Origin of the sequence: Pseudonocardia sp. C8 (genome assembly GCF_014267175.1) — a bacterium.
GTDB lineage: Bacteria > Actinomycetota > Actinomycetes > Mycobacteriales > Pseudonocardiaceae > Pseudonocardia.
This window is the reverse complement of sequence record NZ_JACMTR010000002.1, coordinates 3,041,036-3,066,538: the sequence shown is the minus strand read 5'-3', so window position 1 is coordinate 3,066,538 and position 25,503 is coordinate 3,041,036. Positions and strand designations below refer to the sequence as shown.

The 25,503-nt window shown below is 75.2% G+C and carries 23 protein-coding genes; 12 read left to right on the top strand and 11 right to left on the bottom strand.

The annotated features are described in order from the left end of the window. The first annotated feature begins 40 nt into the window (after positions 1-40). Positions 41-1,024, top strand: a complete 984-nt coding sequence (gene meaB / locus H7X46_RS14825; protein WP_186359959.1) for a methylmalonyl Co-A mutase-associated GTPase MeaB — start codon at positions 41-43, stop codon at positions 1,022-1,024. 42 nt (positions 1,025-1,066) lie between these two features. On the opposite strand, the gene H7X46_RS14820 is transcribed toward meaB, so the two are convergent. The 4 genes from H7X46_RS14820 to H7X46_RS14805 all read right to left on the bottom strand — a co-directional run bounded on the left by H7X46_RS14820 (position 1,067) and on the right by H7X46_RS14805 (position 3,593). After that, positions 1,067-1,825, bottom strand: coding sequence for an HpcH/HpaI aldolase/citrate lyase family protein (locus H7X46_RS14820; protein ID WP_186359958.1), 759 nt, complete (start codon positions 1,823-1,825; stop codon positions 1,067-1,069). Between the two features lie 343 nt (positions 1,826-2,168). Next, a complete protein-coding gene (locus H7X46_RS14815; protein ID WP_186359957.1) occupies positions 2,169-2,360 on the bottom strand; it encodes a hypothetical protein in 192 nt (63 codons plus the stop codon). A 119-nt stretch (positions 2,361-2,479) separates the two neighbouring features. Continuing rightward, positions 2,480-2,731, bottom strand: coding sequence for a hypothetical protein (locus tag H7X46_RS14810; RefSeq protein ID WP_186359956.1), 252 nt, complete (start codon positions 2,729-2,731; stop codon positions 2,480-2,482). Positions 2,732-2,885: 154 nt separating this feature from the next. Next, positions 2,886-3,593: a type 1 glutamine amidotransferase gene (locus tag H7X46_RS14805; protein WP_186359955.1), complete on the bottom strand. Its 708-nt coding sequence runs from the start codon at positions 3,591-3,593 to the stop codon at positions 2,886-2,888. Between the two features lie 382 nt (positions 3,594-3,975). Between H7X46_RS14805 and H7X46_RS14800 the strand changes: the two genes are divergently transcribed. Then, positions 3,976-6,762 (top strand): LuxR C-terminal-related transcriptional regulator, encoded by a 2,787-nt coding sequence (locus tag H7X46_RS14800; RefSeq protein WP_186359954.1) that lies wholly within the window; start codon positions 3,976-3,978, stop codon positions 6,760-6,762. A gap of 100 nt (positions 6,763-6,862) precedes the next feature. Next, on the top strand, positions 6,863-7,699 hold the full coding sequence (locus H7X46_RS14795; protein ID WP_186359953.1) for an alpha/beta fold hydrolase: 837 nt from the start codon (positions 6,863-6,865) through the stop codon (positions 7,697-7,699). Between the two features lie 51 nt (positions 7,700-7,750). On the opposite strand, the gene H7X46_RS14790 is transcribed toward H7X46_RS14795, so the two are convergent. Next, complete coding sequence (locus H7X46_RS14790) at positions 7,751-8,641, bottom strand: LysR substrate-binding domain-containing protein (RefSeq protein WP_186359952.1); 891 nt, start codon at positions 8,639-8,641, stop codon at positions 7,751-7,753. 124 nt (positions 8,642-8,765) lie between these two features. Here H7X46_RS14790 and solA point away from each other — a divergent pair, with 124 nt between their 5' ends. The 6 genes from solA to H7X46_RS14760 all read left to right on the top strand — a co-directional run bounded on the left by solA (position 8,766) and on the right by H7X46_RS14760 (position 17,702). After that, positions 8,766-9,956, top strand: a complete 1,191-nt coding sequence (gene solA / locus H7X46_RS14785; RefSeq protein ID WP_186359951.1) for an N-methyl-L-tryptophan oxidase — start codon at positions 8,766-8,768, stop codon at positions 9,954-9,956. After that, positions 9,949-11,145: an aromatic ring-hydroxylating dioxygenase subunit alpha gene (locus H7X46_RS14780; protein ID WP_186359950.1), complete on the top strand. Its 1,197-nt coding sequence runs from the start codon at positions 9,949-9,951 to the stop codon at positions 11,143-11,145. The genes solA and H7X46_RS14780 overlap by 8 nt, the downstream gene beginning before the upstream one ends. A 106-nt stretch (positions 11,146-11,251) precedes the next feature. Next, positions 11,252-12,190 (top strand): alpha/beta fold hydrolase, encoded by a 939-nt coding sequence (locus H7X46_RS14775; RefSeq protein ID WP_186359949.1) that lies wholly within the window; start codon positions 11,252-11,254, stop codon positions 12,188-12,190. 472 nt (positions 12,191-12,662) lie between these two features. Next, positions 12,663-14,315 carry an ABC transporter ATP-binding protein gene (locus tag H7X46_RS14770; protein WP_186359948.1) on the top strand — a complete coding sequence of 551 codons (1,653 nt, stop codon included), beginning with the start codon at positions 12,663-12,665 and terminating at the stop codon, positions 14,313-14,315. Between the two features lie 34 nt (positions 14,316-14,349). After that, positions 14,350-15,876, top strand: a complete 1,527-nt coding sequence (locus H7X46_RS14765; protein ID WP_370588779.1) for an ABC transporter substrate-binding protein — start codon at positions 14,350-14,352, stop codon at positions 15,874-15,876. Next, on the top strand, positions 15,873-17,702 hold the full coding sequence (locus H7X46_RS14760; RefSeq protein WP_370588778.1) for an ABC transporter permease subunit: 1,830 nt from the start codon (positions 15,873-15,875) through the stop codon (positions 17,700-17,702). Before H7X46_RS14765 ends, H7X46_RS14760 begins: the two co-directional genes overlap by 4 nt. On the opposite strand, the gene H7X46_RS14755 is transcribed toward H7X46_RS14760, so the two are convergent. Continuing rightward, positions 17,644-18,555: an SDR family NAD(P)-dependent oxidoreductase gene (locus tag H7X46_RS14755; protein ID WP_222131319.1), complete on the bottom strand. Its 912-nt coding sequence runs from the start codon at positions 18,553-18,555 to the stop codon at positions 17,644-17,646. The two genes, H7X46_RS14760 and H7X46_RS14755, sit on opposite strands and share 59 nt — an antisense overlap. Positions 18,556-18,951: 396 nt before the next feature. Between H7X46_RS14755 and H7X46_RS14750 the strand changes: the two genes are divergently transcribed. After that, on the top strand, positions 18,952-19,671 hold the full coding sequence (locus H7X46_RS14750; RefSeq protein WP_186359946.1) for a DUF2267 domain-containing protein: 720 nt from the start codon (positions 18,952-18,954) through the stop codon (positions 19,669-19,671). A 252-nt stretch (positions 19,672-19,923) separates the two neighbouring features. Here the strand turns inward: H7X46_RS14750 and H7X46_RS14745 are convergent, their stop codons facing one another. The 3 genes from H7X46_RS14745 to H7X46_RS14735 form a co-directional block, all read right to left on the bottom strand. Further along, complete coding sequence (locus H7X46_RS14745) at positions 19,924-20,160, bottom strand: hypothetical protein (RefSeq protein ID WP_186359945.1); 237 nt, start codon at positions 20,158-20,160, stop codon at positions 19,924-19,926. A 90-nt stretch (positions 20,161-20,250) separates the two neighbouring features. Then, the gene (locus tag H7X46_RS14740; RefSeq protein ID WP_186359944.1) at positions 20,251-21,189 is read right to left on the bottom strand and encodes an alpha/beta hydrolase fold domain-containing protein; all 939 of its coding nucleotides are present in this window, start codon (positions 21,187-21,189) and stop codon (positions 20,251-20,253) included. Between the two features lie 237 nt (positions 21,190-21,426). Next, the gene (locus H7X46_RS14735) at positions 21,427-22,089 is read right to left on the bottom strand and encodes an HAD family hydrolase (protein WP_186359943.1); all 663 of its coding nucleotides are present in this window, start codon (positions 22,087-22,089) and stop codon (positions 21,427-21,429) included. Positions 22,090-22,141: 52 nt separating this feature from the next. Between H7X46_RS14735 and H7X46_RS14730 the strand changes: the two genes are divergently transcribed. Beyond that, complete coding sequence (locus tag H7X46_RS14730) at positions 22,142-22,777, top strand: UdgX family uracil-DNA binding protein (protein WP_186359942.1); 636 nt, start codon at positions 22,142-22,144, stop codon at positions 22,775-22,777. An 11-nt stretch (positions 22,778-22,788) separates the two neighbouring features. Here H7X46_RS14730 and H7X46_RS14725 read toward each other — a convergent pair whose 3' ends face one another. Next, complete coding sequence (locus H7X46_RS14725) at positions 22,789-23,040, bottom strand: DUF6158 family protein (protein ID WP_186359941.1); 252 nt, start codon at positions 23,038-23,040, stop codon at positions 22,789-22,791. Positions 23,041-23,095: 55 nt separating this feature from the next. Beyond that, positions 23,096-23,881 carry an ANTAR domain-containing protein gene (locus H7X46_RS14720; RefSeq protein WP_186359940.1) on the bottom strand — a complete coding sequence of 262 codons (786 nt, stop codon included), beginning with the start codon at positions 23,879-23,881 and terminating at the stop codon, positions 23,096-23,098. Positions 23,882-24,162: 281 nt separating this feature from the next. Here H7X46_RS14720 and H7X46_RS14715 point away from each other — a divergent pair, with 281 nt between their 5' ends. Then, positions 24,163-25,494: an acetyl-CoA carboxylase biotin carboxylase subunit family protein gene (locus tag H7X46_RS14715; RefSeq protein WP_370588777.1), complete on the top strand. Its 1,332-nt coding sequence runs from the start codon at positions 24,163-24,165 to the stop codon at positions 25,492-25,494. Positions 25,495-25,503: the final 9 nt, after the last annotated feature.

Below are 25,503 nucleotides of genomic sequence, written 5' to 3'. Positions count from 1 at the left end.
TGGTGCCGCCGTGTCCGCACCTCGAGAACCGGAGGTCCTGATGGCCCCGCGCGTCCCCGACCCCGTGGAGCTCGCCCGCGGTGTCCTGGCCGGCGACCGCACCCTGCTGGCGCGGGCGATCACGCTCGTCGAGTCGAGCCGGCCCGACCACCAGCGGGCCGCCCAGGAGCTGCTGCTCGAGCTGAGCCCGCGCGCGGGGCAGGCGGTCCGGGTGGGCATCTCCGGCGTGCCGGGGGTGGGGAAGTCGACGTTCATCGAGGCGATGGGCACCCGGCTCACCGGGCAGGGGCACCGGGTGGCGGTGCTGGCCGTCGACCCGTCGTCCACCCGGACCCGCGGCTCGATCCTGGGCGATAAGACCCGCATGCCGAAGCTGGCCGTCGACCCGGACGCCTTCGTCCGGCCCTCCCCGTCGGCCGGGACGCTCGGCGGGGTCGCCCGCCGCACCCGGGAGACGATGGTGTTGATGGAGGCCGCCGGCTACGACGTCGTGCTGGTCGAGACCGTCGGCGTCGGCCAGTCCGAGACGACGGTCGCCGGGATGGTCGACACGTTCCTGTTCCTCACCATCGCCCGCACCGGCGACTCGCTGCAGGGGATCAAGAAGGGGATCCTCGAGCTGGCCGACGTCGTCGCCGTCAACAAGGCCGACGGCCCGTACGAGCGGGACGCCCGGGCCGCCGCCCGCGAGCTCGCCGGGGCGCTGCACATGATGACGCCGCCGTCGGCGAACTGGCGCACCCCGGTGCTGTCCTGCTCCGGGCAGACCGGGATGGGGCTGGACAAGGTCTGGGCGAAGGTCACCGAGCACCGCGAGGCCCTCGACAAGGCCGGGGAGCTCGCGACCCGGCGGGCCGACCAGCAGGTCGACTGGATGTGGCAGATGGTCCGGGACCGGCTGATGGACCGGCTGCTGCAGGACCCGGGGCTGGCGGAGAAGCTGCCGGGGCTGACCGAGGAGGTCCGGCACGGGCGGCTGACCCCGACCCTGGCGGCCCAGACCATCCTCGACGTCCTGCGGTAGGCGCACCCGGCCGGCGGGGTCCGTCCGGGCACCGTCCTTGCGTCAGCCGGCCCGGGCCCGGGCCAGCTGCTCGGCGAGCGCGGCCCGCAGGATCGCCTGCTCGGCGCCCAGCATCGTGAACGTGCAGCCGAGCTCGCGGAACCGCCGGGCGTGCGCGGGGGAGTTGCAGTAGATCCCGACCGGGACGCCCGCGGCCGCGCACCGGCCGGTGATCCCGCCGACCAGCTCGCCGTACTCGTCCGCGCGGGGTCCGTCCGGGTCCTGCGCGCTGAGCGGGAACCCGTGCGCCAGGGCGAGATCCGACGGGCCGATGAACACCGCGTCGAGGCCGTCCACGGCGAGGATCTCCGCCAGGTTCGCGACGGCCGCGACCGTCTCCACCATCACGACGCACCGCCCGCCGGCGAGCAGGTCGCGGCCCAGCCAGGACGGCCGGACGGGTCCGAAGCTGCGGTGGCCGTCCGGCGGGTACCGGCACGCGGCGACGGCGGCCGCGGCCTGCTCGGCGGTGTCGACCAGCGGGACGATCACGCCGTCGGCGCCCCGGTCGAGGGCCCGGCCGATCGGCTCCGCACCGTGCCCGGGCACGCGGACCAGCGACCGCGTCCCCGTGGCTGTGAGGGCCTGCAGCATGCCCAGGGTGGTGTCGTCGCCGATCAGCCCGTGCTGGGTGTCGACGCAGACGACGTCGAAGCCGACCGAGCCGACGACCTCGGCGACCGCGGGGGAGGGCAGCTGCAGCCAGCCGCCGACGGCGTCGGCGGTGAACATCGGGTCGGGAGTGGACGCAACCGGGGTCATGGGTGTGACCGTGCCTGCCCGGAGCCGCCGGCGCCACACCCGCGCGGGTTCTCGGCGGGTCGCGGTGCAGGCCTCGCCGTCGACGGCGTGGTCGATCAGCGCGATCGTGCCGTCGCGGGGGCGGATTCGTGCTGATCGTCGGGTGGTGTGCGGTCGATCAGCACGATCCGGCCCGGGCGACGGCGGATTCGTGCGAGTCGTCGGGCGGCGCGTGGTCGATCTGCACGTTGTTGCCGGGGCGGGGGCGGATTCGTGCGACTCGGCGGGCGGCGCGCAGTCGATCAGCGCGATTGTGCCCGGACGGGGGCGGATTCGTGCGTGTCGTCGGGTGGCGCGTGGTCGATCAGCACGATCGTGCCGCGGCGAGGGCGAATTCGTGCAGCTCGCGGGTACCGGCGTCGTCGATCAGCACGCTGTTGCCGGGGCGGGGGCGGATTCGTGCGACTCGGGGGGCGGCGCGCAGTCGATCAGCGCGATGGTGCCCGGCCGAGGGCAGCTTCGTGCGGGTCATCGGGCGGTTCGAGTCGATCAGCACGGTGTCGACCTGCCGGGGGCGGAGTCGTGCCGCTCACCGGCGCCCGGTCCGTACGGTCAGCACGCTCGTGCGCGGCGAGGGCCGGATCGTGCGATTCGGGCGCCCCGGCGGTGCCCGGCTCACGCGGCGGCCAGCAACGACCGTCCGGTGTCGGTCAGCCGGAGTGGTCTCGGGCCTCGGGCCCGGCCCGCCGGCTCGACGAGACCGGCACCGGCCAGGCGCACCGCGGCGAACTGGTCGCAGAAGCACACACCGTCGATCGCCAGCGAGTGGCAGGCGTCGTCGTTGACGGTGCACCGGCCCGCGGCGACGGCCCGGAGCAGCGCACGGTCACGGCCGGTGGAACGGGGGAGAACAGTGGTGGTGGACATCGTCGTCGCTCCTTCGGGTCCGGGTCGTCTACCTGGGACCGTCGACGATCCGCCGGAGGGGTCCGCCCTGCCATCGGGCGGACCCCCGGCGTACCCCGCCGGTCACAGGTAGGGACTGCCCCCCTGCCCGGACCTCATCGGTCGGCGCGGAACCTCATGCCGGGCGGCCCGCGTCCTGCATCGCCGCGGCGAGTACCCGGTCCGTCAGCACGTACGCCCGCCGCGCCGTCTCCGCTGCGGTCCGCCGGGTCGTCGCGACGATCTCGTCGGGGTCGGGGCCGATGTCGAGAAGGAGATCGCGGTAGTGGTCGGCCCAGGACCGCACGCTGTCCAGGGTCGCCTCGGGGTGGAACTGGACCCCGAGGTGGCGGCCGTGCCGGAACGCCTGGGTGCCGACACCGGTCCACGCCAGCTCGACGCCGTCCGCGGGCGGGCTGATCACGTCGAGGTGCCACACCAGCCACGGACCCGGCTCGACGGTGCCCGCCGCCTGCGGTGCGGTCTCGACCTCCAGCCAGCCGATCTCCGGGCCACCGGGGGAGGGGTGGACCTCGCCGCCCAGGACCCGCGCCAGCAGCTGCGCGCCGAAACAGATCCCGAACACCGCGACGCCGGATTCCACCGCGGCGGTGAGCAGGTCCTGTTCGCGGCGCAGGAACGGCAGCGACTCGTCGTAGGCGGACGCGTAGCAGCCGAGCGGCACGACGAGGTCGTAGCCGCGCGGGTCGGGCATGCGCGGCGACTGTGCCCGGACGACCTCGACCTCGCCACCGCGCTGCGCGATCCGCTCCCCGACGTACCCGGGGGGACCGTCGTCCTGGTGCTGGACGAACAGGACACGTGGGGGGCGGGACGCGGTCACATCGGCTCCAGGGGACGGGGACTGATCACCGTGACCGTGGCGTACCACCGAGCCGGTCCGCAACTCACGCGGTGAACGGGGACCGGCGGCTGCACGTCCTGGTGGAACCGGCCCGGGCCCGACCACAACGAGGGCCACGACGCCCGACCACCGCCGAGACGAGGAAGAAGTGGTGAAAGCCGTCACCGCGGTCGGTTGTGATCAGAGTGCGCCGGTCCGATTTTCCGGCGCGGAATGCGGCTCGAGAGCGCGGCTGCCCCGTGGCAGTTCGTGGGAAGATCCGGCCATGGGGACCGGGGTCAGGGCGTGGGGTCGATGGCCACTCATCGGGCTGCTCCGTCGGCATCTCGCTCACCGCGCTTTCTGATTCGCGCTGGAGTGCATGGAGATGCACGGGCTACCTGCCGGGGTCGCGGCGTTCGTCGGCCGCCGTCGTGAACGTGCGAAAGTCGCCGACCTGGTCGCGGGTTCCCGCGTGGTGACGTTGACCGGTTCGGGTGGCTGCGGGAAGACGCGGCTCGCGTTGGAGGTCGCCCGGGACGTGGTGTCGCGGTTTTCCGACGGGGTCTCTTGGGTGGACCTGCAAGGGGTGAGTGAACCCGCCACGGTCGCCGCAGCGGTCGGCGGGGCGGTCGGCGGGGCGGTGGACGTCCACGCGCGACCCGACCAGGCGCTGACCGACACGCTCGCCGAGCAGCTCCATGCACGGCATCTGCTGATGGTGCTGGACAACTGCGAGCACCTGGTGGCCGCGTGCGCCACTCTGGTCAGCGAGCTGTCGTCGGCGTGCCCGCACCTTCACGTGCTGGCCACCAGCCGTCTGCCGCTGGTCGTCGAGGGTGAGGCGACATTCGAGGTCACCGGGCTGCCGGTGCCCGACCCGGATGCCAGGTCCGCCGGCACGGTCGCCGCCGCGGACGCGGCGCGGTTGTTCGAGGTGCGGGCACGGCAGGTCCGCACGGACTTCCGGATCGGCGTCGACAACGCCGCCGACGTCGCCGAGATCTGCCGCCGCCTGGACGGGATCCCGTTCGCGATCGAGCTCGCGGCGGCGCGGGTGCGGGTGCTGGCGCCGGGCCAGATCGCGGCCGGGCTGTCGGACCGCTTCGGCCTGCTCACCGGCGGCCTGCGGGGGGCGCCGGCACGTCAACGAACGCTCGTGGCGTCGCTGGACTGGAGCTATGACCTGCTCGACGCCGCGCAGCGGCTGGCGCTGGCGCGGCTGTCGGTGTTCGCCGGTTCGTTCGAGCTCGACGCCGCGGAGGCGGTCGTGGCCGGGGACGGCATCGACGGCGACGACGTGCTCGATCTGGTCGCCGGGCTGGTCGAACAGTCGATGTTGGAGATCATCGAGCGCCACGGGAGAGCCCGCTACCGTCTGTTGGAGTCGATCCGGGTGTATGCCCGGCAGCGGCTGTCCGAGCTCGATGACCCCGCCCGGGTGCGTGATCGCCATCTGGAGTTCCATGTCGGGCTGGCCGGGCGGGCGCACGCGGGTCTCAACAGTGGACGGCCTGGGCCATGGATGACGCGGCTCGTGGCCGACCTCGACGACCTGCGTGCCGCGATGGACCGGGCGGCGGAGTCGGCGGACCTGCGAGCGCTGGTGGACATCACCGAGCCCATCGTCCGCTTCTGGTTCGAGCGCGGCCTGTCCGGGGAGGTGCATCGACGCCTGCACGACGCAGCCGAGATCCGGGGCGTACCCGAGGAGGAACGCGTGCGGGGGCTGACCACCGCGGCGCTGCTGGCCATCGGTGGCGGCGACTATGCCGGCGCCCATCGGTCGGCGAGCCACGCGGTCGAGGCGGCACGCGCCACTGGTGTGGACGGTGCGCTCGCGCTCGGCTTGAGCGTTCGGGCCCAGACGGGGGCCCTGGCGGGGCTGTCGACCAGCGCGCAGGTGGACGCCGACGTCGAGGAAGCGGTCGGGCATGCCGAGCAGTGCGGTGATGCGGCGACCCACGCCTACGCCCTGGCGATCACCGGATGGACACTGCTCCGAAGTCGAACGATCGACGCCGGGTGCAGCCTGCTCGAGCGGGCGATCGAGGTGTGCGAAGCCGACGACGTCGTCTTCCATCTGCCCGCCGCCCACGCGGTTCTCGGGCTGTGGGCGGGGTGGTCGGGGCGGCTCGACCGGTCACGCCGGCACGCTGAACGTGCCGTCGAGCTCGGCCGGCAGGTCGTACGTCCCGGGTGGGAAGCGATCGGGCTCGCCGGCCTCGGAGCGGTCGAGGTCCTGCACGGAAATCAGGGTCAGGCCCGGCGTTGGCTGTCCGAGGCGCACGCGGTGCTGCGGGCACGAGGCCTGACGGGGTCCAACCACGAGATGTGGTTGTGCCCGTGGCGCGCGTTGTCGGCCTGTGCATCCGGTGACCTGGACACCGCACGGGCCACGGCTGCAGAGCTCGTGCGGATCGGCCGTGGGAGTGGCAGTCGCTGGGACGAAGCCGTCGGTGAGTGGCTGCTGGGCGTGGTCGCCCACGTCGGTGAGCACGACGACGACGCCCGCGCACATCTGGAGGCCAGCCGCGCACTGTCGTCCGACCCACGGCTCCCGTTCCCGTTGGGCCGGTCGTGGCTCGGCCTCGCGGCACTGGCCGGGAAGGAGGACGAGAACCTCGGAAGGGCGTGGGAGCTGGCCCATGACGGCCTGGAGGTGCTCGACGACTACGGCGACCGCGTCGGTGCCGCCGCGGCGCTGGAGATGATTGCCGACCTTGCCGTGGCCCTCGGCGAACCCCAGCGGTCGCTTCGCCTGCTCGCCGCGTCGCAACGGTTCCACACCGAAACGGGGCTCGCCCGCCTCCCGATCCAGGCCGACCGCTTCGACCGTGCCCGCAGCACGGCACGAGCCGCCCTGAACCCCACCGACGCGGCGGCATGCTGGGACGCGGGCGGCGAGCTGTCGCTGGCCGCCGCGGTCGCCTATGCGCGCCGCGGGCGAGGCGAGCGTCGGCGCCCGCAGGCCGGCTGGGCGTCACTGTCTCCCGTCGAACGCGACGTCGTGCTGCTGGTCGCCGAAGGCCACACCAACGCCGGCATCGGTGAGCGCCTGTTCATGAGCGTCAACACGGTCAAGAAGCACCTGACCCACGTCTACGCCAAGCTCGACGTCGGTGGACGCGCGGATCTCGCCGCACAGGTGGCCCGCCGCGACCTCTAGTACCACCCCTGCCCGCCGAGACGTACCGGGTGGGGTGACGTTCTCCGGCGTCCTTCGCGTCATGGTCGGGCACGACCGCACGAGATGCAGGAGAGCGCACATGAGCAGCCAACGCACCCACTTCGTGACCGCCACCGACGGCGTCACCATCGGAGGGACCGTGCACGGCCAAGGACGGCCGCTGGTGTTCGTGCACGGGATCATCGGTGACGGCGACATCGACTGGCAGGCGCTGCTGCCGCATCTCATCGACCGGTTCACGTGCTACCTGCCGAGCTGGCGGGGCCGTGGCCTCAGCGACGATCACCCCGACCTCAGCTGGGGCCGGCTGGTCGACGACGTCCTCGCCTACGTCGACAGCATCGGAGAACCGACCGGACTGGTGGGTTGGTCCGCCGGCGGCGGACTGGCACTCACGGCCGCGGGGGTGCAGCCCGACGCGGTGGACGCGGTGGCCGTCGTCGGGCCGGTGATGCCGTGGCTGATGGACGGGCAGGAGCGAGCGGCTCTCGGCGCGGCCGTCGCCCGCATGGGCGAGCTGGCCGCAGAAGGTCAGCTGACGGCCGCGGCTCGCGCGTTCGCCGGCTTCCCCTTCAACGACGACGACATCGCCGTGGCCGAGGATGCCGGCTACTTCGAGGCCACAGGTCGTTACGTCCCGAACGTGCTCGACGTCCAACGGCAGGCGATGGAGTACGAAGGCCCCACGCCTGCCGATCCGGCCGTTCTCGGCGCGATCTCCGCTCCGGTGCTGATGCTGCTCGGATCGGACACCAAGCACTTCGACCACGCCGGCGCGCGGTACGTGGCCGACCACGTCCCCAACGCACGGATACACCAGATCCCCGGTGCCGGGCACGCCGTCATGCTGACCCATCCCGAGGCGCTCGCCGAGGCGCTCACGGATTTCTTCTCGCCGGCGCAGCCGCCGGCCTGACCCGCGATTTCCGGGCGGTCGTGGCCCTACCCGGTCGTGCCGACGGGCCGCCTACCCGGCTGCGCACACCCGGGCCGCCTCGACGAAGTGCCGCACGGCGGCGGAGCGGTCCCGGCGGCGCCACGCCACCTGCAGCGCCACGGCGGGCGCGTCCCCGGACAGCGGCCGGAACTCGACGCCGGGCGGCCGCAGGTTGGCGTAGTACGACGGCTGCAACGACACCCCGATCCCGGCCGCGACGAGGCTGAGCTGGGTCTCGATGTCGGCACCCTCGGCGACGATGCGGGGACTGAACCCGTGGTCGCGGCAGTAGCCGGTGAGGATGTCGAAGAACTCCGACCCCAGCGGCCGCGGCCACAGCACGAACGCCTCGCCGGCGAGGTCGCCGGCGTCGACGGTGTCGTGCCGGGCCAGCGGGTGGTCGCCGGGCAGCACGGCGACCAGCGGCTCGGCGACCAGCTCCTCGACGGTCACGGCCGTGGTGGGCGCGGCCGCGCGGACCAGGCCGACGTCGAGCCGTTCCTCGGCCAGCGCGACCATCTGTGCGGCCGTGTCGTGCTGGGACACCTGCATCTGCAGGTCCGGGTAGCGGGCCCGCACGGTGCGCAGGATCCGCGGGGCGATCGAGGCGAGCGCCGTCCCGACCGAGCCGACGACCAGCAGCCCGCTCGCGCCCTCGGCGGCCTGCGCGACCCGGGTCCGGGCCCGTTCGGCCTCGAACAGGACCCGCGGTGCGGCGTCGAGCAGCACCCGTCCGGCCGGGGTCAGCTCGGTGGCACGACTGGTGCGGTCGAACAGCGGCGTGCCGAGCGCCTTCTCCAGGGTCCGGATCTGCTGGCTCAACGCCGGCTGGCTGACGTGCAGCCGCGCTGCGGCCCGGCTGAAGTGCAGCTCCGAGGCGACGGTGAGGAACACCCGCAGCTGGCGCAGCTCGACGTCCATGCATCGATCATAAGACCATCCTTATCGCAGCATCGCGGGCCGCGATCATCGAACGGCCCCGCGGCGGCACGGCAGAGGCCAGAGTGGACGGCGACCGACCCACCGGATTCGGGAGTGATCCCCCGTGAACTCCGACCACCCGTTCGTCGTCGTCGGCTGTGGCGGCCTCGGCTCGGCCGCGCTGTACTGGCTGGCCCGCAGCGCCGCGCCGTACTCCTCGGTGCTCGGCCTCGAGCAGCACGCGCTCGGCCACGAGCACGGCGCCAGCCAGGACCACAGCCGGATCATCCGCCTCGTCCAGCACCAGGACGCCTACGCACGCCTCGCCCCCGCCGCCTACGACGCCTGGCGGCAGGTCGAGAGCCTGTCCGGCCAGACCCTGGTCACCGAGACCGGCGGGCTGGTGATCGAGGACGTCGAGGCGCGCCGCGGGCTGCCCACCGGCGGCCGCGACATCGACGGCTATCTCGAGGTCGCGGCGCGGCACGGGGTCGACCTCGAGCTGCTCGACGCCGGCGCGCTGGCCGCGCGCTGGCCGCAGTTCCGGCTCCGCGGCACCGAACGGGCCGTCTACCAGCGACGGACCGGCATCGTCGACGCGCGCCGGGCGAACGCCACGCACATCGCGCTGGCCCGCGGGTACGGCGCGGAGATCCGCGAGCACACCCCCGTCCGGGACGTGCACGAGGCCGGGTCGCACGTCGAGGTCGTCACCGACGACGAGGTGTTCCGCGCCGAGCACGTCGTCGTCACCGTGGACGCGCGCACCAACGAGGTGCTCGACGGGTTGCTCGAGCTGCCGCTGACCGTCCTCCAGGAGCAGGTGACCTACTACGCGACCCCGAACCTGATCGACTTCTCGCCGGGTCGCTTCCCGGTGTTCATGTGGCACGGCGCCGACAACTTCTACGGCTTCCCGGTGTACGGCGAGGTCGCCACCAAGCTCGGCCAGCACATGGGCGGCCACGAGGTCACCGCCGACACCCGGAGCTACGACCCGGACCCGGTGCGCCGCAAGCGTCAGGCGGAGTTCCTGGCCGAGCACGTGCCCGGCATGCTCGGGCCCGAGCTGTACACGAAGACCTGCCTGTACACGCTCCCGCCGGACCACCACTTCGTGCTGGGGCCGGTGCCGGGAGCGCCGCGGGTGACCGTCGCGGTCGGGGCCGGGCACGCGTTCAAGTTCGCCTCGCTGCTCGGCCACGTCCTCGCCGAGCTGGCCACGACCGGCCGCACCCGGCACCCGATCGGCGAGTTCGCGCTCGACCGGCCGGCCCTGACCGACCCCGGGTTCGCGAGGTCGTTCCATGTCTGAGACTGCCGTGCTCACCCGCAGCCCCGGACGGTCGCTGCCCCAGGCCGCCTACACCGACCCGGACGTGTTCGCCGCCGACCTGGAGCACGTCTGGGCGACCGGCTGGCTGTTCGCCGGTCACACCTGCGAGCTGGACCGCCCCGGGGCCTACCTGACCCGTGACGTCGCCCGGGACCGGGTGATCGTCGTCCGCGGCGAGGACGGCGCCCTGCACGCCCACCACGACGTGTGCGCGCACCGCGGCTCCCGGTTGACCGGTGCCGACCGCGGCTGCGTCCGGGCGTTCGTCTGCCCGTACCACCAGTGGGTGTACGGCACCGACGGCCGGCTGCGCGCGGCCCGGCACATGGGCCCGGACTTCCCGGTGGACGACTACCGGCTGGCCCCGGTCGCCGTCCGCGAGATCGAGGGCCTCGTGTTCGTCAGCCTGGCCCAGGACCCGCCGGACATCGCCGGGTTCGCCGCGGCGCTCGGCCCGCAGCTCGCCCCGCACCGGCTCGCCGGCACCCGGGTCGAGGCGCGCCTGCACTACCGGGTCGCGGCGAACTGGAAGACGCTCGTGGAGAACAACCGCGAGTGCTACCACTGCCGCGGCAGCCACCCGGAGTTCACGCTGTCCAACTTCGACCTGGGGGTGCACGGGGACGTGCGGTCCCACCCCCGCTACGAGGCCGCCCTGGCCGAGGCGCGGGCCCGCTGGGCCCGCCGCGGGCTTCCCGGCGAGGAGGTCAGCTTCCCGGGCGGTGCCTGGTACCGGATCGCCCGGCTGCCGCTGCGCGACGGCTTCGTCACCGAGTCCCTCGACGGGCGGCCGGTGGCCCCGTTCCTCGGCGGGCTCACCGCGGAGGACGCCGGCAGCCTGCGCATCGTGGGCCTGCCCGACATGTGGGCGCACGCCAACTGCGACTACGCGGTGACGACCCGGCTGTCCCCGGTGGACGCCGGCACGACCGATGTGGACGTCTGCTTCCTGGTGCGCGCCGAGGCCGGTGAGCTCGATGTGGACGCGCTCACCGCGGTCTGGCGCGCGACCTCCGAGCAGGACTGGGAGCTGTGCGAGAACAACTACGCCGGCATCGCCTCGCGCGGCTACCGGCCCGGGCCGCTCTCGCCGGTCGTCGAGGCCTCGGTCGAGGGGTTCCTGTCCTGGTACACCGCGGCCCTGGAACGGGGCCGCACCCCGGCGTGACGCGTGCCGCCGGAGGCGCCTACCACACCGGACGGTCGGACGTCGCTCCGCCGGTAGTGTCGGTACCGAGTCCCGGTACCCCGAGCCGGGAGCCTGGAGGTGGCGGATGGCGAGCGAACTGCTTGCGGCGCAGGAGATCCAGCTGCACGGCCAGCGGGTCGGCTACCGCGAGACCGGCCGCGGCCGCGATCGGGCGGTCCTGCTCGTGCACGGCCTCGCGGGCAGCTCGGCGACCTGGTTGCCGGTGCTCGAGCCGCTGGGCCGGCACCTGCACGTGATCGCCCCGGACCTGCTCGGGCACGGCGCCAGCGACGCTCCCCGCAGCGGTGACTACTCGCTGGGCGGCTTCGCGACCGACCTGCGCGACCTCCTGGTCGCCCTGGACGTCGAGCGGGTGACGATCGTCGGGCACTCGTTCGGCGGCGGCGTGGCCATGCAGTTCGCGCACCAGTTCCCCGAGCGCACCGAGCGGGTGGTGCTGGTGTCGAGCGGCGGGCTGGGCCACGACGTCGCGCTGCCCCTGCGTGCGGCCAGCCTGCCGGGCTCCGGTGTCGTGCTGCGCTCGGCCGCCTCGCTGACCCCGCGCTGGATGCGCCGGACCGTGCACCGGATCGCGCACGCGGTGGGCAGCGCTCCCGCCTCCGACGTCGACGGCGTGCACGCGGCCTGGGAGTCGTTCGCCGACCACGGTGCCCGCGGCGCGTTCGTGCGCACCGCCCGCGGCGCCCTCGAACCGTCCGGGCAGCGGCTCGACGGCGCGCAGCGACTGCACCTGCTCTCCGAGGTGCCGGTGCTGCTGGTCGGCGGTGACCGGGACCGGGTGATCCCGCCGGAGCACACGCTGGCGGCGCACGACCGCCTGCCGGGCAGCCGTTTGGAGATCTTCCACGGGGCCGGGCACTTCCCGCACGCCGAACGGCCGTCGCGGTTCGCGGCGCTGGTGCGGGAGTTCGTCGACGGCACCGCGCCCGCCGACAGCGGCCGGGATGCGGTGCGGCGCCGGATCCTGGGGCTGCCGGAGCTCCCGGTTCCCGCCGACGCCTGAGGTCGCGGCGGAAAGCCGGGCCGGGTGACGACCGGGGAGCCGGGCCGGGTGAGGACCCGGCGGAGCCGACCGGGCCCGGGCCGGGCGTGGACCCGGCGCGACGCCTGAGGACTCGGCGGGAACCCGGGCCCGTCGGGCGGTGACCAGCGCCGTCCGCGCCTCCACCGCTCCTGCGGGCGCGCAGCGGGCGATTCCTGGACGGCGGCGGACCCAGCCCCATGATCGGCCGGTGGCGCGTGCCCGTTCCGACCGCGAACTGATACGTGTCCGGAACACCCCGTCGAGATGCACCTGAGCGTTCGCCGTAGATCGACAATTCGCCCTCAGCTGCACCTCGGCGGGATTCTGCGGGCGGTGCGGGTGGTGCGGGTGGCCACGGTGGGGCGTGCCCGCCGCCCGTCCGGTGGAACCGGCTGCGGTCCTCGTCACGGTGCGTGCAGTAACGACAACTGTGTCCGTTATCGTTTCGGGGATGAAGCCCGACACGTCCGGGGGCCCGCCGCTGCTCTCGATCCGCGACCTCACCGTCTCGATCGGCGGCCGTGAGCTGGTCCGGTCGGTCCACCTGGACGTGGACCGCGGCGAGCGGGTCGCGCTGCTGGGCCCGTCCGGGTCGGGCAAGTCGCTGACCGCGGCCGCGGTGCTGGGGCGCCTGCCCGCCGTCGCGACCGGGAGCGGCACGGTGGCGCTCGCCGGGCGCGACGTCCTCGCCGTCCCGGCCGCGCGCCGGCCACGGCGGGTGCGGGTCGCGGCCGTGGGCCAGGACTCCCGGGTGGCGCTGAACCCGCTGGTGCCGGTCGGCGTGCAGCTGCGGGCCGCCGTGCGCGCCGCCGGTACCGGCGACACCACGGACCTCGCCGCGGAGCTGGCCGCGACCGGGCTCGCGGATCCGGAGCGGATCCTCGGTGGGTTGCCCGGTGAGCTGTCGGGAGGCCAGCGGCAACGGGTGCAGCTCGCGCTGGCCCTGGCGTGCCGGCCGGACCTCCTGGTCGCCGACGAGCCGACCACCGCGCTCGACCCGGTCACCCGGTCCCGGGTGCTGGACGTGCTGGCGGACCGGCTCGCGGACTCGTCCACGGCGTTGCTGTTCATCAGCCACGACGTGCCGGCCGCCGACCGGCTGTGCACGCGGTCGGTGCATCTCGACGGGGGACGGGTGGTTCCCGCCACGGAGCCCGGCTCGCCCGGCCGCGCCGCCGTCGAGCTCGGCCCACCCGGCCACGCCACCGCGGAGCCCGGCCCGCCCGGCCGTGCCGCCGAGCCGTCCCCGCCCGGCCGCGCGACCGCGGAGCTCGGCCCGTCCGGCTGTGCCTCCGCGGAACCCGGTCACGCCGCCGCGGAGCCGTTCCTGGCGGCCCGTGACCTGCACCGGGTGCACCCGGATCCCCGCCCGCGGCGGCCGTGGCGGCGGCCGGCCGACCCGGTACGCGCGCTGCGCGGCGTCGACCTGGACCTGGCCCCCGGCGAGCGGGTCGGTCTCGCCGGGCCGTCCGGTGCGGGGAAGTCCAGCCTGCTGCGGATCCTGCTGGGTCTCGACCGCCCGGACCAGGGCACGGTCACCGTCGAGGGCCGCGAGATCGGGGCCGCCGGGGCCCGGCGGTGGTTCCGCCGCGCCGTCCAGTACGTGCCGCAGGACCCCGCGGGGTCGCTGAATCCCCGGTGGACGATCCAGGACCTCGTGGCCGAGCCGCTGCGGCGGCTCGCCGTGCCCGGCGACCACGCCGAGGCCGTCCGGACCGCCCTGGACCGGGTCGGCCTGACCGCCGGCCTGGCCGACCGCCGTCCCGGCGAGCTGTCCGGCGGCCAGGCCCAGCGGGCCGCGCTGGCCCGCGCGCTGGTGGTCCGGCCGCGACTGCTGCTCGCCGACGAACCCGTCAGCGGGCTCGACCCGCAGCTGCGCGAGCAGGTGGTCGAGCTGCTCGCGGACACCTGCGCCGCCACCGGCGCCGGGTTGCTGCTGGTCGCGCACGACCTCGACGTCGCAGAAGCGCTGTGTTCCCGGCTGGTCGTGCTCGACGCGGGCCGGGTCGTCGAGGACGGGCCCACGACCGAGGTGCTGGCCCGGCCCACCCACCCGACCACCGCCGGCCTCGTGCGGGCCGCGGGCACCCGCGTCCCCGCCTGAGCTCCGAACCGAACCCACCCGACAGAGGAGTCCCGTGCCGTCGTCCCGAATCCACCGATCCCTCGCCGGGCTGGCGCTGGGCGCGTCCGCGCTGATGCTGGCCGGCTGCTTCGCCGCCCCGCCGAGCAGCACCGCCGCCGGTTCCGACCGGGTGAGCGTGGCCATGCTGCAGCCGCCGCGGTCCGGCCTGACCCCGTTCAGCGACGACGCGTTCAAGCTGGCCCGCTGGCGCACCGCCGAGACGCTGGTCCAGCTCGACCCGGCCGGCGACGCCCTGCCGATGCTGGCCACCGCGTGGTCCCGGGTCGACCCGCGGACCTGGCGGTTCACCGTCCGCGAGGGCGTCACCTTCCACGACGGCACCGAGCTGACCGCGGCGCACGCGGCCGACGTCCTCGACCGGGCCGTGGCCGCGTCCCCGCCGCCCCGCATCCTCGACGGCGTCGACCTGACCGCCCGTGCCGACGGCGACGCCGTGCTGGTCACCACGGCGGTACCGGACCCGCTGGTCCCGCAGCGCCTGTCCAGCCCGCAGCTGGCGATCCTCGCGCCGGCGGCGTACGGACCGGACGGGCGGGTCGACCCGGTCGGCCACGGCAGCGGCCCGTTCCGGCTGACCGCGGCCCAGGGCACCACGGCGGCGACCCTGGACCGCCACGACGGCTACTGGGGTGAGCCGGCCCGGGTCGCGGGCATCGACGTGACCTACGTGCCGGACGGCACCGCCCGCGCCGCCGCGCTGCGGACCGGCACCGCGGACGTCGTCGAGGCGATCCCGGCCGGCCAGGTGCCGGTGCTGGACCCGGCACGCGTGCACGAGGTACCGATGCCGCGGACGAACACGCTGTACCTGAACACCGCCCGCGGCCCGTTCGCCGACCCGGCGGTCCGGGCGGCGGCCCGCGCGGCCGTCGACCGGGCGGCGATCATCGCCGGCGCCTACGAGGGGCGCGCGGACAGCGCGGCCGGGCTGCTGGGTCCGGCGCTGCCGTGGGCCGCCGACCTGCGCCGCGACCCCGCCTACGCCCGGGCACTCGCGGCCCGGCCCGCCCCGGCGCCGGTGCGGGGCGTGCCGATCACGCTGGGCACGTTCACCGACCGCGCCGAGCTGCCCGAGGTCGCCGTGCTGCTGGAGCAGCAGCTCGAGGCGGCCGGGTTCGTCGTGACCCAGGACGTGCGCGAGTACGCCTTCATCGAGGCCGACGCACTGAACGGGGCGTTCGACGCGTTCATCCTGTCCCGCGCCACCGTGCTCGACTCCGGGGACCCGGTCGCCTACCTGGCCAGCGACTTCGGCTGTGCGGGCGGGTTCAACATCTCGCAGCTCTGCACCCCGCAGGTCCAGCAGGCGGTGCAGCGGGCCGCCGGGACCGAGGCCGGCCCGGCGCGGCGGGCGGCGACGATGCAGGCCGAGGCGGCCGTGCTCGCCACCGACGCCGTGGTCCCGCTGCTGCACGAGCGGGTCATCCAGGGCGAGTCGGCGCGGGTCGCCGGGGTGGCCCGGGACCCGCGGGAGCGCGAGCTGATCACGTCCGGCACCACCGTGGGCGCGACGCCGTGACCGTGGCCCGCCCGGTGACCGTGCCGGACGGTCCGCCGCCGCGCCGGGACGGTGCCGCGCGGGCCCGCGACGGGGCGGTCGTCGCGGCGTCCCGGCTCGTCGCCGGCGCGGGCGTGGTGTTCCTGATCGGGATCCTGCCGTGGCTGTCGCTGCGCTCCCCGGAGCTCGCCGTGCTGCGGGCCCGCTCGGCCGAGCAGGAGGCCACCCCGGAGGCGCTCGCGTCGGTCCGGGCCGAGCTGGGCCTGGACGCCGGGCCGTGGGGCGTGTTCGGCCGCTGGCTCGCCGGGGTGCTGACCGGCGATCTGGGCACGTCCTGGGTCTCCGGGACGCCGGTGCTGGGCTCGGTGCTGTCCGGGCTGGGGGTGTCGCTGACCCTGATGGGCTTCGCCCTGGCCGTGACGGCCGCCGTCACGGCCGTCCTGGTCGCCCCGGTCCTGCGCCGCGGCCTGACCGGAGCCGGGACGGCCGGGAACGCGGGCGGTCTCGCCGCCGCGCTGACCGCGCTCCCGGAGTTCCTGCTGGCCGCCGTCCTGCTGGTCACCGTGGCGGTCGGTCTCGGCTGGCTGCCGCCCTACGGCTGGGCCGGGCCGCAGTACGCGGTGCTGCCCGCGCTGGCACTCGGCGTGCCCGCGGGCGGCCTGGTCGGCCGGTTGCTCGCCGAGTCGGTCGCGTCGGCGTTCGGCGAACCGTGGGTCGGCACGTGGCAGACCGCGGGGCTGCCCCCGGCCCGGGTCGGGGCCGCGGTGGTCCGGCGGGCCCTGCCGTCGGTGCTCCCGCAGGTCGGGCTGGTCCTGGTCGGCATGACCGGGGGAGCGGTCGCGGTCGAGGAGGTCTTCGCCGTCCCCGGCCTGGGCCGGACGACGCTCGGCGCGGCCGCGTCGCTGGACCTGCCGGTGCTGCAGGCCGGGGTGCTGGCGCTGCTGCTCGTCGCCGCGGCGGCCGGCGCGCTCGCCCAGCTGGCGCGGCGGCTGGTCCTCGGCCGGGCGGCCCGCACCGGTGACGTCCCCGTCGCGTGGGTGGTGACGGCCGTCCGCCGCCACCGGTGGGTGCTGCCCGGTCTGTCCGGGACGCTCCTGCTGCTGGTGGTCGCGGCGGGACTGGTCCGCGACCCGTACACCTCGGCCCACCCGCGGCTGGCCGCCCCGTCGCTCGCCCTGCCGCTGGGCAGCGACGCGGCGGGCCGGGACCTGCTGGCCCGGGCCGGGCACGGGGCGCTGCTGACGGCCGGGACCGCGCTGGCGGTCGTCGCGGTCGCGCTCGTCGCCGGCGTGCTGGTCGGCCTGGCGCCCCGGCTGTCCACCGGCGCCGCGGAGGCCGCCAACGCGGCCCCGCCGGTGCTGGCCGGGCTGGTCGTCGCGGCCGTGCTGGGGCCGTCGGCGGTCGGCGCCGCGGTCGGGGTGGCCCTCGTCGGCTGGGCGCCGCTGGCCGCGCACACCGCGGCGCTCGTGGCGGAGATCCGCGCGCAGCCACACGTGCGGATCCTGCCGGTCCTGGGGGTCGGCCCGGTCCGGGCGACGGTCGGGCACGTGCTGCCGGCGGCGGCCGGTCCGCTGGTCCGGCACGCGATGCTGCGGCTGCCCGGCACCGCGCTGGCGCTCGCCTCGCTCGGGTTCCTCGGGCTCGGCCCGCAGCCGCCGAGCCCCGAGTGGGGGCGGCTGCTCGCCGACGGCATGCCCTACGTCGAGCGCGCACCCTGGGCGGTGCTGGCCCCGGCCGGGATGCTGGTGCTCGTCGCCGTGCTCGCCGTGTCCCTGGCCTCGGCCGGGGTCAGCCGGGGTCGTCGAGCTGGTGCCAGCGGCGGGCCGCCGTCCGGTCCAGGCGGGTGAGCCGGGCGAACCAGGACGGCTGCGGGCCGGTGGCGTGGCCGGGTTCCGGACCGTCGCCGTCCGGGCCGGCCGGCGGGGGGAGGAGCCGTTCGACGGCGGCCACGGTGCGCATCGTGAGCCCGGGCGCCAGCGCGTGCGCCCGGACGCCCAGCTTCGCCGCCGGCGTGAGCACCACCTCCGGCCGGCCACGCAGGGTGGCGGCGACCAGCCGGCGGGCCGCACGCTCGGCGTCCATCGACAGCAGGGGGACGCCCGCGCCGAGGGTGAACCAGCGCCGCTCGGCGTCCCGGTCACCGGTGAACAGGGCGTTGCGGGTGGAGCCGGTGCGCATCAGCCCGGGCACCGCCACCGTGACGCCGATGCCGAGCCGGTGGGCCTCCACCCGCAGCGCCTCGGCGTAGCCGACCGCGGCGTGCTTGGCCGCCGTGTAGGGCGCGAGGTGCGGGGCGGGCAGCTTCCCGCCGATCGAGGTCACCGCCAGTACCCGCCCGTGCCGGCGGCGCAGCAGCGGCAGCGCGGCGTCCACCGTGTGCACGATGCCCCAGTACATGACGTCCATGGCGTGCCGGAAGTCCTCGAGGCGCATGTGCGCGACCGGCCCGACCTGGATCACGCCCGCGTTGGTGACCAGGACGTCGAGCCGCCCGAAGCGGCGCTCGGTCTCGGCGACGAGCCGGGCGGCGTCCGCGCGGTCGGTGACGTCGGCCTCGACGGCGAGGATCTCCCGGCCCGGCCGGGCGAGGTCGGCGACGGCGGCGTCGAGGCCGTCGCGGGCGCACACGACGAGATCGTGGCCGCGGTCGCCGAGCTCGCGGGCGATCAGGAACCCGAGCCCGCGGCTCGCGCCCGTCACCAGCGCGACCGGGCGTGGGCGGGTGGGCCGGTCAGGGGGCGCTGCCTCGGTGTTTGTCATCCCCACCGGGTCCCCGTTCCGGCGCCGTCGATGCCTCCGTTCCGGGAACGTGCGCTCCGGGCGGAGCGGAGTGCGCGCGTGGGTCGGACGGCTCGGGCCGATCAGCGCGATAATGCCCGGGCGGAACCGCCGGTGATCTGCACGGTGACGCCCTCGGTGGGGCGGGAACGTGCGGCTCGACGGACCGAGCTGCGGTGACTCGCACAGTGATGCCCCGAGGAGGGCGGGAACGTGCGCCTCGGGCCCGCGACGACCTCGGCGCCCGCGCATGAACGATGCCCGCCGGGGGTAGCCCGCCGGCAGCGATGCCGCCGAGACTCACGCGGAAGGGGGATCATGATCCGCTACCAGGAACTGGTGGAGGCCGTGCGGGACCGCGCCGGGCTGCCGGATGCGCGCGAGGCCCGGGAGGCCACCGGGATCGTGCTGGGCACGCTGGTGCGCGCGTTGCCGTCCGACGCCCGCGAGCACGTGCTCGGTGCCATGCCGTCCCTGGTCGAGGCGGTCGCCGATGTCGGGGAAGGCCCGCGGACGGTGGATCCCGAACGCATGATCCAGGACATCGCCGGGCTCCTCAAGCGTCCCCCGGAGCAGGCCCTTCTGCTGGCCCGCGCGGTGCTCGACGAGATCGACCGGCAGGACCCGGACACCACGGCGCGCATCGCCGGGTCGCTACCGGACGGCGCGCTCGAGTCGTTGCGGGGCGGTGCGGCGCGGTGGGACGAGGTCACCGCCACCCCGGAGCGGCCGACCGCGCTGACCGCGGACGAGGTCGCGCGGGAGCTGGCCCGGCTGGAGAACTGGGACGGGGACCCGACGCGGATCTCGCGGACGGTCGCGGTCCCGGACGAACGGGTCGAACCGCTCGCCGCCCGGGTCCAGGAGGTGGCCCGCCGGCGCAACGACCACGCACACCTCGAGCGCGGGCGGGGCGAGCTGACGATCGTCCTGCGGACCGCGGACCAGCAGGTGACCCGGCCGGACATCGAGCTGGCGGCCGACATCGACCACGTGGTGGCGGAAGCCGCGACCGGCGGCCGGGCCCGCCGCGGCTGACCCGACCTCACACCCCCTTGACCTCGCCACACACCTGTTGCGTCGGGTGTGAGGTGTAGCGAAGGGTGTGCGGTGCGGGGAAGGGGTGTGAGGTCGAACGGGCAGCCGGAGCAGATGACCCGGGCCGCAGACAGGACGTCCCCGAGCGGAGCAGACAGAACCGCCCGCCGGGGCGGCCGGCCCTCCGGGCGGAGGACGGGGCCACGCCTCGGCGGGCAGGATTCCGGTGAGCAGTACCTCGGCGGAGAGTCCCTACGCGGACTTGAGCCGCTGGGCGAGCAGCGACTTGCCCTGCTCGGCCCCCTTGCGGCTGTCGGCCTGGGCCCGGCGGAACAGGTCGGCGAGCTCGTTGTCGCCGTCGCGCTCGGCGTCCTGGATGTAGGTGTCCAGCCGGAGCGCGTTCTCCAGGCAGGCCTGGACGTACCAGACGAGGTTGTAGTCCTTGTCCTTGGTGCCGGTGACCTCACCGGTCTCGCTGGTCGACGTCATCGGAACCTCCTTCCTCGAACTTCTCGATCGGGTCGCTGCGGGCGTCCCTCGCGTACCCGGACCCGCGCGGGGCACACCTGCCGGCGCGGCTCAGCGGCGGAGGAAATCGAGGAGGTGCCCGCGGGCGACCTCGGCCTCCGGAATCGGTTGCATGATCCAGTTGTGGAACATGCCCGGGTACTCGTGCATCTCGACGGTCTGCCCGGCCTCCTCGGCGTCACGGCGGAGCCGCCGGGTGTCCGCCAGGAGCAGGTCCCGGGTGCCGGCGAACGCGGCGATGCGGCCGAGCCCGCGCAGGTCGGCGTCGACCGGGCTGATCTCGGGGTCGTCGATCGGGTTGTTGCCGGCGTACCAGCGCCCGGCCAGGCGCAGCCCCTCGATCCCCAGGACCGGGTCGTGCGGCGCGATGCGGGCCGACAGCGGGTCGGACACCGCCAGGTCGAGCCACGGGGAGAACAGCCCGATCCGGGACGGCACCGGCTCGCCGCGGTCGCGGAGCAGCTGGGCCAGGGCGAGCGCGAGCGCGCCGCCGCACGAGTCCCCGAGCACCACCCGGTCGTCGGGCCGGTGCGCGGCCAGGAACTGCTCGTAGCAGTGCCGGACCACCGGCCAGATGTCGTGGTGGTCGTGGTCGGGGCACAACGGGTAGATCGGCAGGGTGACCGCGGCGCCGAGACGGCACGCCAGCCAGCGGGCGAAGCGCCAGTGGTGCCGCGCGGGCTGCTCCACGAAACCGCCGCCGTGCAGGTGGAGGACGTGCATGCCGGTCCGCACCCCGCGCCGGGGCCGCAGCGTCCAGGCGTCGTGGCCGTCGACGGTCCGGTGCTCGACGTCGGTGGTGGCGCGCAGCCACCGCGGCGGGCGGGTGTGTGCCGGGTCCTGGTGTTCGGCGAGGTGGGCGCGCATGGTCGCCGGGTCGGCGAAGAAATCCGACGTGCGCCGCCACCGGAACGCCGCGACGAGGGCGCGGGCCCGGAGGCTCGCCGGCGCGGTGGGCGCGGCGACGTGCTCGTCGTCGGCGCGGGTCATGGGGTAGCAGTACCCCGAGCGACGCCGCCTCCACACCCCCACGGCCGCCGCACCCCGTACCGGCGTGCCGCACGCCGCGCGACAGGTGCGGCACGCCGGTACGGGGTGCGGCGACGCCGGGGCGCGGCGTCGGCACGGGTGCGATGCCGGCACGGGCACGGCAGCGCCGGGGCAACGGCGCCGGTACGGGTGTGCGACGCCGGCACGAGGTGCGGCAGCGCCGGCGGGCGTGCCCGGCTACCCGAGCACCAGCCGCGGCAGCGCGTTCCGGAGCTCGGCGAGCGTGGCGAACACCTCGCGTGCCCCGGCCTCGCGCAGCTCGGCCTCGCAGAAGCCGCCCGTGCGCACGGCGTAGGTCGGATGTCCCGCGGCGCAGGCGGCGCGGACGTCCCACACCGAGTCGCCGACGACGAACGCCGCCGTCCCGCCCGCCTGCCGGACCGCGATCTCGATCAGGTCGGGTTCGGGTTTCGTCCGGTCCACGTCGTCGCGGGTCAGGTACCGGTCGCGGAGGTCTGCGGCACCGTCGAACAGGTCCAGGTAGGCGGTGACGTGCTCGGGCGCCCCGGAGCTGGCCAGCACCAGCTGCTCGCCGAACATCTCGGAGAGGGCGGCGAGCAGCTCGTCCGCGCCGGCGAGGGGCTCGATCTCCGGCAGCAGCTCGGCGAACTCCTCCTTCCACGCCGCCCGCGTGTCGTCGCCGTGCCGGGCGTCGAACGACTCGCCGGCCACGGCCGGAACCAGCTGGTCACCGCCCATGCCGACGGCGCGGTGCAGCTGCCACACCGGGACGGTCCGGCCGAGGCGGCGGAATGCGCGGTACCAGGCGAGCGCGTGGTGGTAGTTCGTGTCGACGAGCGTCCCGTCGACGTCGATCACCGCGGTGTCCGGTCGGGTCATGACCCCCGCGTACCCGCGACTGGCCCGGCCGGAACCGGGTACGGGAGGGCGTATGGGACAGCAGGCGACCGGTGCGGAGGCCTACCTGCCCGAGGGCGGTGGGCTGGCCGCGTTGCGGGAGGCGGTCGACGGCTGCCGGGGGTGCGGGCTCTACCGGGACGCGACCCAGGCCGTGTTCGGCGCCGGGCCGGCCGGTGCCCGGCTGCTGCTGGCGGGCGAGCAGCCCGGCGACGCGGAGGACCGGCGGGGTGCGCCGTTCGTCGGGCCGGCCGGGCGGGTGCTCGACGACGCCCTCGAGGCGGCCGGCATCCCCCGCGACGAGGCGTACGTGACGAACGTGGTGAAGCACTTCAAGTTCACCCGCGACGCCCGCGGGTCCCGCCGGATCCACCGCACGCCCAGCCGGACCGAGGTGGTGGCCTGCCGGCCGTGGCTGGACGCCGAGATCGCCGCGGTCGGCCCGGAGGTCGTGGTGTGCCTCGGCGCGACCGCGGCGAAGGCGGTGCTCGGTCCGGGGTTCCGGGTCACCCGCGAGCGCGGCAGGCTGCTGCCGCTGCCGGACGCACCCGGCGACGGCCCGTCGGTGCTGGCGACGGTGCACCCGTCGTCGGTGCTGCGCTCCGATCCGGAGCAGCGCCGGGCCGCGTTCGACGCGCTGGTCGAGGACCTGCGGGTGGTCGCGCCCTGACCGGGCGCCGGCTACGGACGGTCCTGCCCGGCGTCGGCCCGGCTCCCCGCGCGGGTGCGGTGCGGGTCCGGCGCGGCCTCGGCGGGCAGCCGGCGCAGGAACTCGGACTCCAGCTCCAGCATCCGCCGGGTGTGCGCCCGCAGCGCGTCCTCGGACCCGCGGAGGACGGTGTCGTGCCGGGTCTCGTGCAGGTGGGCCATCTCGCGCCGCAGCGTGTCGTCGTCGAGCTCGGTGGGCGGGATGCCGTGCGATCGGTCGGGCATACCGGGCCCGTACCCGCACCGTGTCCGGGTCATGCGGCGCCGGCCCGTCCCGCGGTCAGCGCGGGGCGCCGATCGCCCGGTCGACCACCGACCGGGCCACCTTCCACAGCTTCGTGTTCGTGGTCTGGGACAGCTCGCGCAGCGTCGCGAAGGCCTCCTCGGGGCCGCACCCGTGCTCGGCCATGAGGACGCCCTTGGCCTGCTCGATCTCGGCGTGCCGGCCGAAGCGCCGGTGCAGCCGGGCGTTCTCGGCGGCCAGCTCCCGGGCGAGCGCCACCGCGCCGACCGGGTCGACCGGGCCGGCCCCGTCGCGGTGCGGCCCGTGGCCGGTGAGCGGGACGACCCTGCGGGGCGCGCTGCCGTCACCGTCCGGGTCGCCGGCGCGGTCGGTGCTGCGGTGCGGCAGCGCGGCCCACAGCGCGGTGACGTCCTCGGCGTGCAGGAGGATGCCGGCGGTCCGGTCGTCGCCGTCGCGCACCGGCGAGCTGACCGCCACCCAGACCTTCTCGACGAACCCGGCCGCCCCGCGGGGTGCCGGCACGTCGTAGCGCACGATGCCGAGGTCGTCCCGCTCGCCGGAGCGCAGCACCCGCAGCAGCGACGCGGTCACCCGGGCCATACCGTCATCGCCAGGAGCCCCGGGATGCTCGGGGAACACGTCGAACAGGTGCCGGCCGGCGAGCTCGCCGGGCTCGCGCAGCGTCGCGGCCAGGTAGGCGGGGTTGGCGGCGTGGATCCGCAGCGAGCGGTCGAGGACCACGTACGGCGACCGGGTCGCGTGGAAGACGGGATCGTCGTGGACGGCGCGCAGCGCGCGCGCCTCCGTGGGTCCGGGTGGCATGTCGACCTCCGCCGCTGCAGGACGGCGTTCGGCGGGAAGGGGGAGACGGCTCGGGGGAGCGTCGGGCCTGGCCGGGGCGCGGTCCGGCAGCGCTGCTTTCGTGCACTGTCGTGGATCCCCGGCCGGTGGGGACCGGACGGGTGGACGCTGGGCCGGTTGTTCGACCCCGGGACGGCGCCGGCGGGCAGGCCCGGGCGCACTCGGCGGAGACGGTATTCCAGCGGGGGAGACGATCGCAACGCCGCCCCGGTGATCGGCGCGTCGCGGCCCGCGGATCGACTGTGGACACCACGCATGGCCGCCGGCGGCCCGGGTACATGACGGTCATGGGAAACGAGGAAGCCGACGTCCGCACGGTGGCCGTGCCGGGACTCGACGACCACAACCGGGAGATCCTGGAGCGCCTGCCGGGCGCCGAACGTTACCGCTTCCTGCCTCTGCTGAGCATCGAGGAGCTCCAGTACGGCGAGGAGATCCCGGTGCTGGAGCTGCTGGAGAAGGCGAAGAAGGAGCTGGACGAGGCCGGCCGGGTCGACGGCGTCATCGGGTTCTGGGACTTCCCGGTGAGCACGATGGTGCCGCTGCTGTGCGCGCACCTCGGGAGCAACTGCCCGTCGCTGGAGGCGGTGCTGCGCTGCGAGCACAAGTACTGGTGCCGGCTCGAGCAGCGGGAGGTGATCGACGAGTACCCGGCGTTCGCGCTGGTCGACCCGGAGGAGGACGACCTGCCGCCGGACGGCGTGCCCTTCCCGATGTGGGTCAAGCCGGTGAAGTCGTTCTCCTCCGACCTCGCGTTCCGGGTCACGAACGCCGAGGAGTTCTCCGAGGCGATCGACCGGATCGCGGAGGACGTCGACCGGGTCGGGGAGCCGTTCGAGGACCTGCTGGCCATGGTGGACCTGCCGCGGGAGATCGCCGAGGCCGGCGGCACGGCCTGCGTCGCCGAGGAGGCCGTGGAGGGCCGCCAGGTCACCCTCGAGGCCTGGGTCCGCGGCGGTGAGCTGCACCTGCTCGGCGCGGTGGACACGGTGAACCGCGACGACGTGCCCAGCCAGGACCGGTTCGTCTACCCGTCGTCGGTCCCGGACCGGGTGGTCGAGCGGATGGCGTCGGTCACCGAGCGGATCGTGCACCGGGTCGGGCTGGACCACACCACGCTCAACGTCGAGTTCTTCTGGGACCCCGATACCGACCGGCTCACCGTGCTGGAGGTGAACCCGCGGCACTCGCAGTCGCACGCCGAGCTGTTCGCCGACGTCGACGGGGCCGCGAACCACCTGGCGATGGTGCGGCTGGCGCTCGGGGAGGAGCCGGACATGCCCCGGGGGCAGGGGCCGTACGCGATCGCGGCGAAGTGGTTCATGCGCCGCGTCGAGGACGGTGTCGTCCGGCGGGTCCCGACGGCCGAGGAGATCGAGCGGGCCCAGCGCGAGGTGTCGGGGACCACGGTGGACGTCATCGTGTCCGAGGGCGACCGGCTCTCCGAGCTGCCCGACCAGGACAGCTACAGCTACAAGATCGCGAACATCTACGTGGGCGGGAGCGACGCGAGCGACCTGGAGGAGAAGATCCGCCGCTGCACCGACCTGCTCCCGTTCGAGTTCGGCGAGTGACGAGGCCAC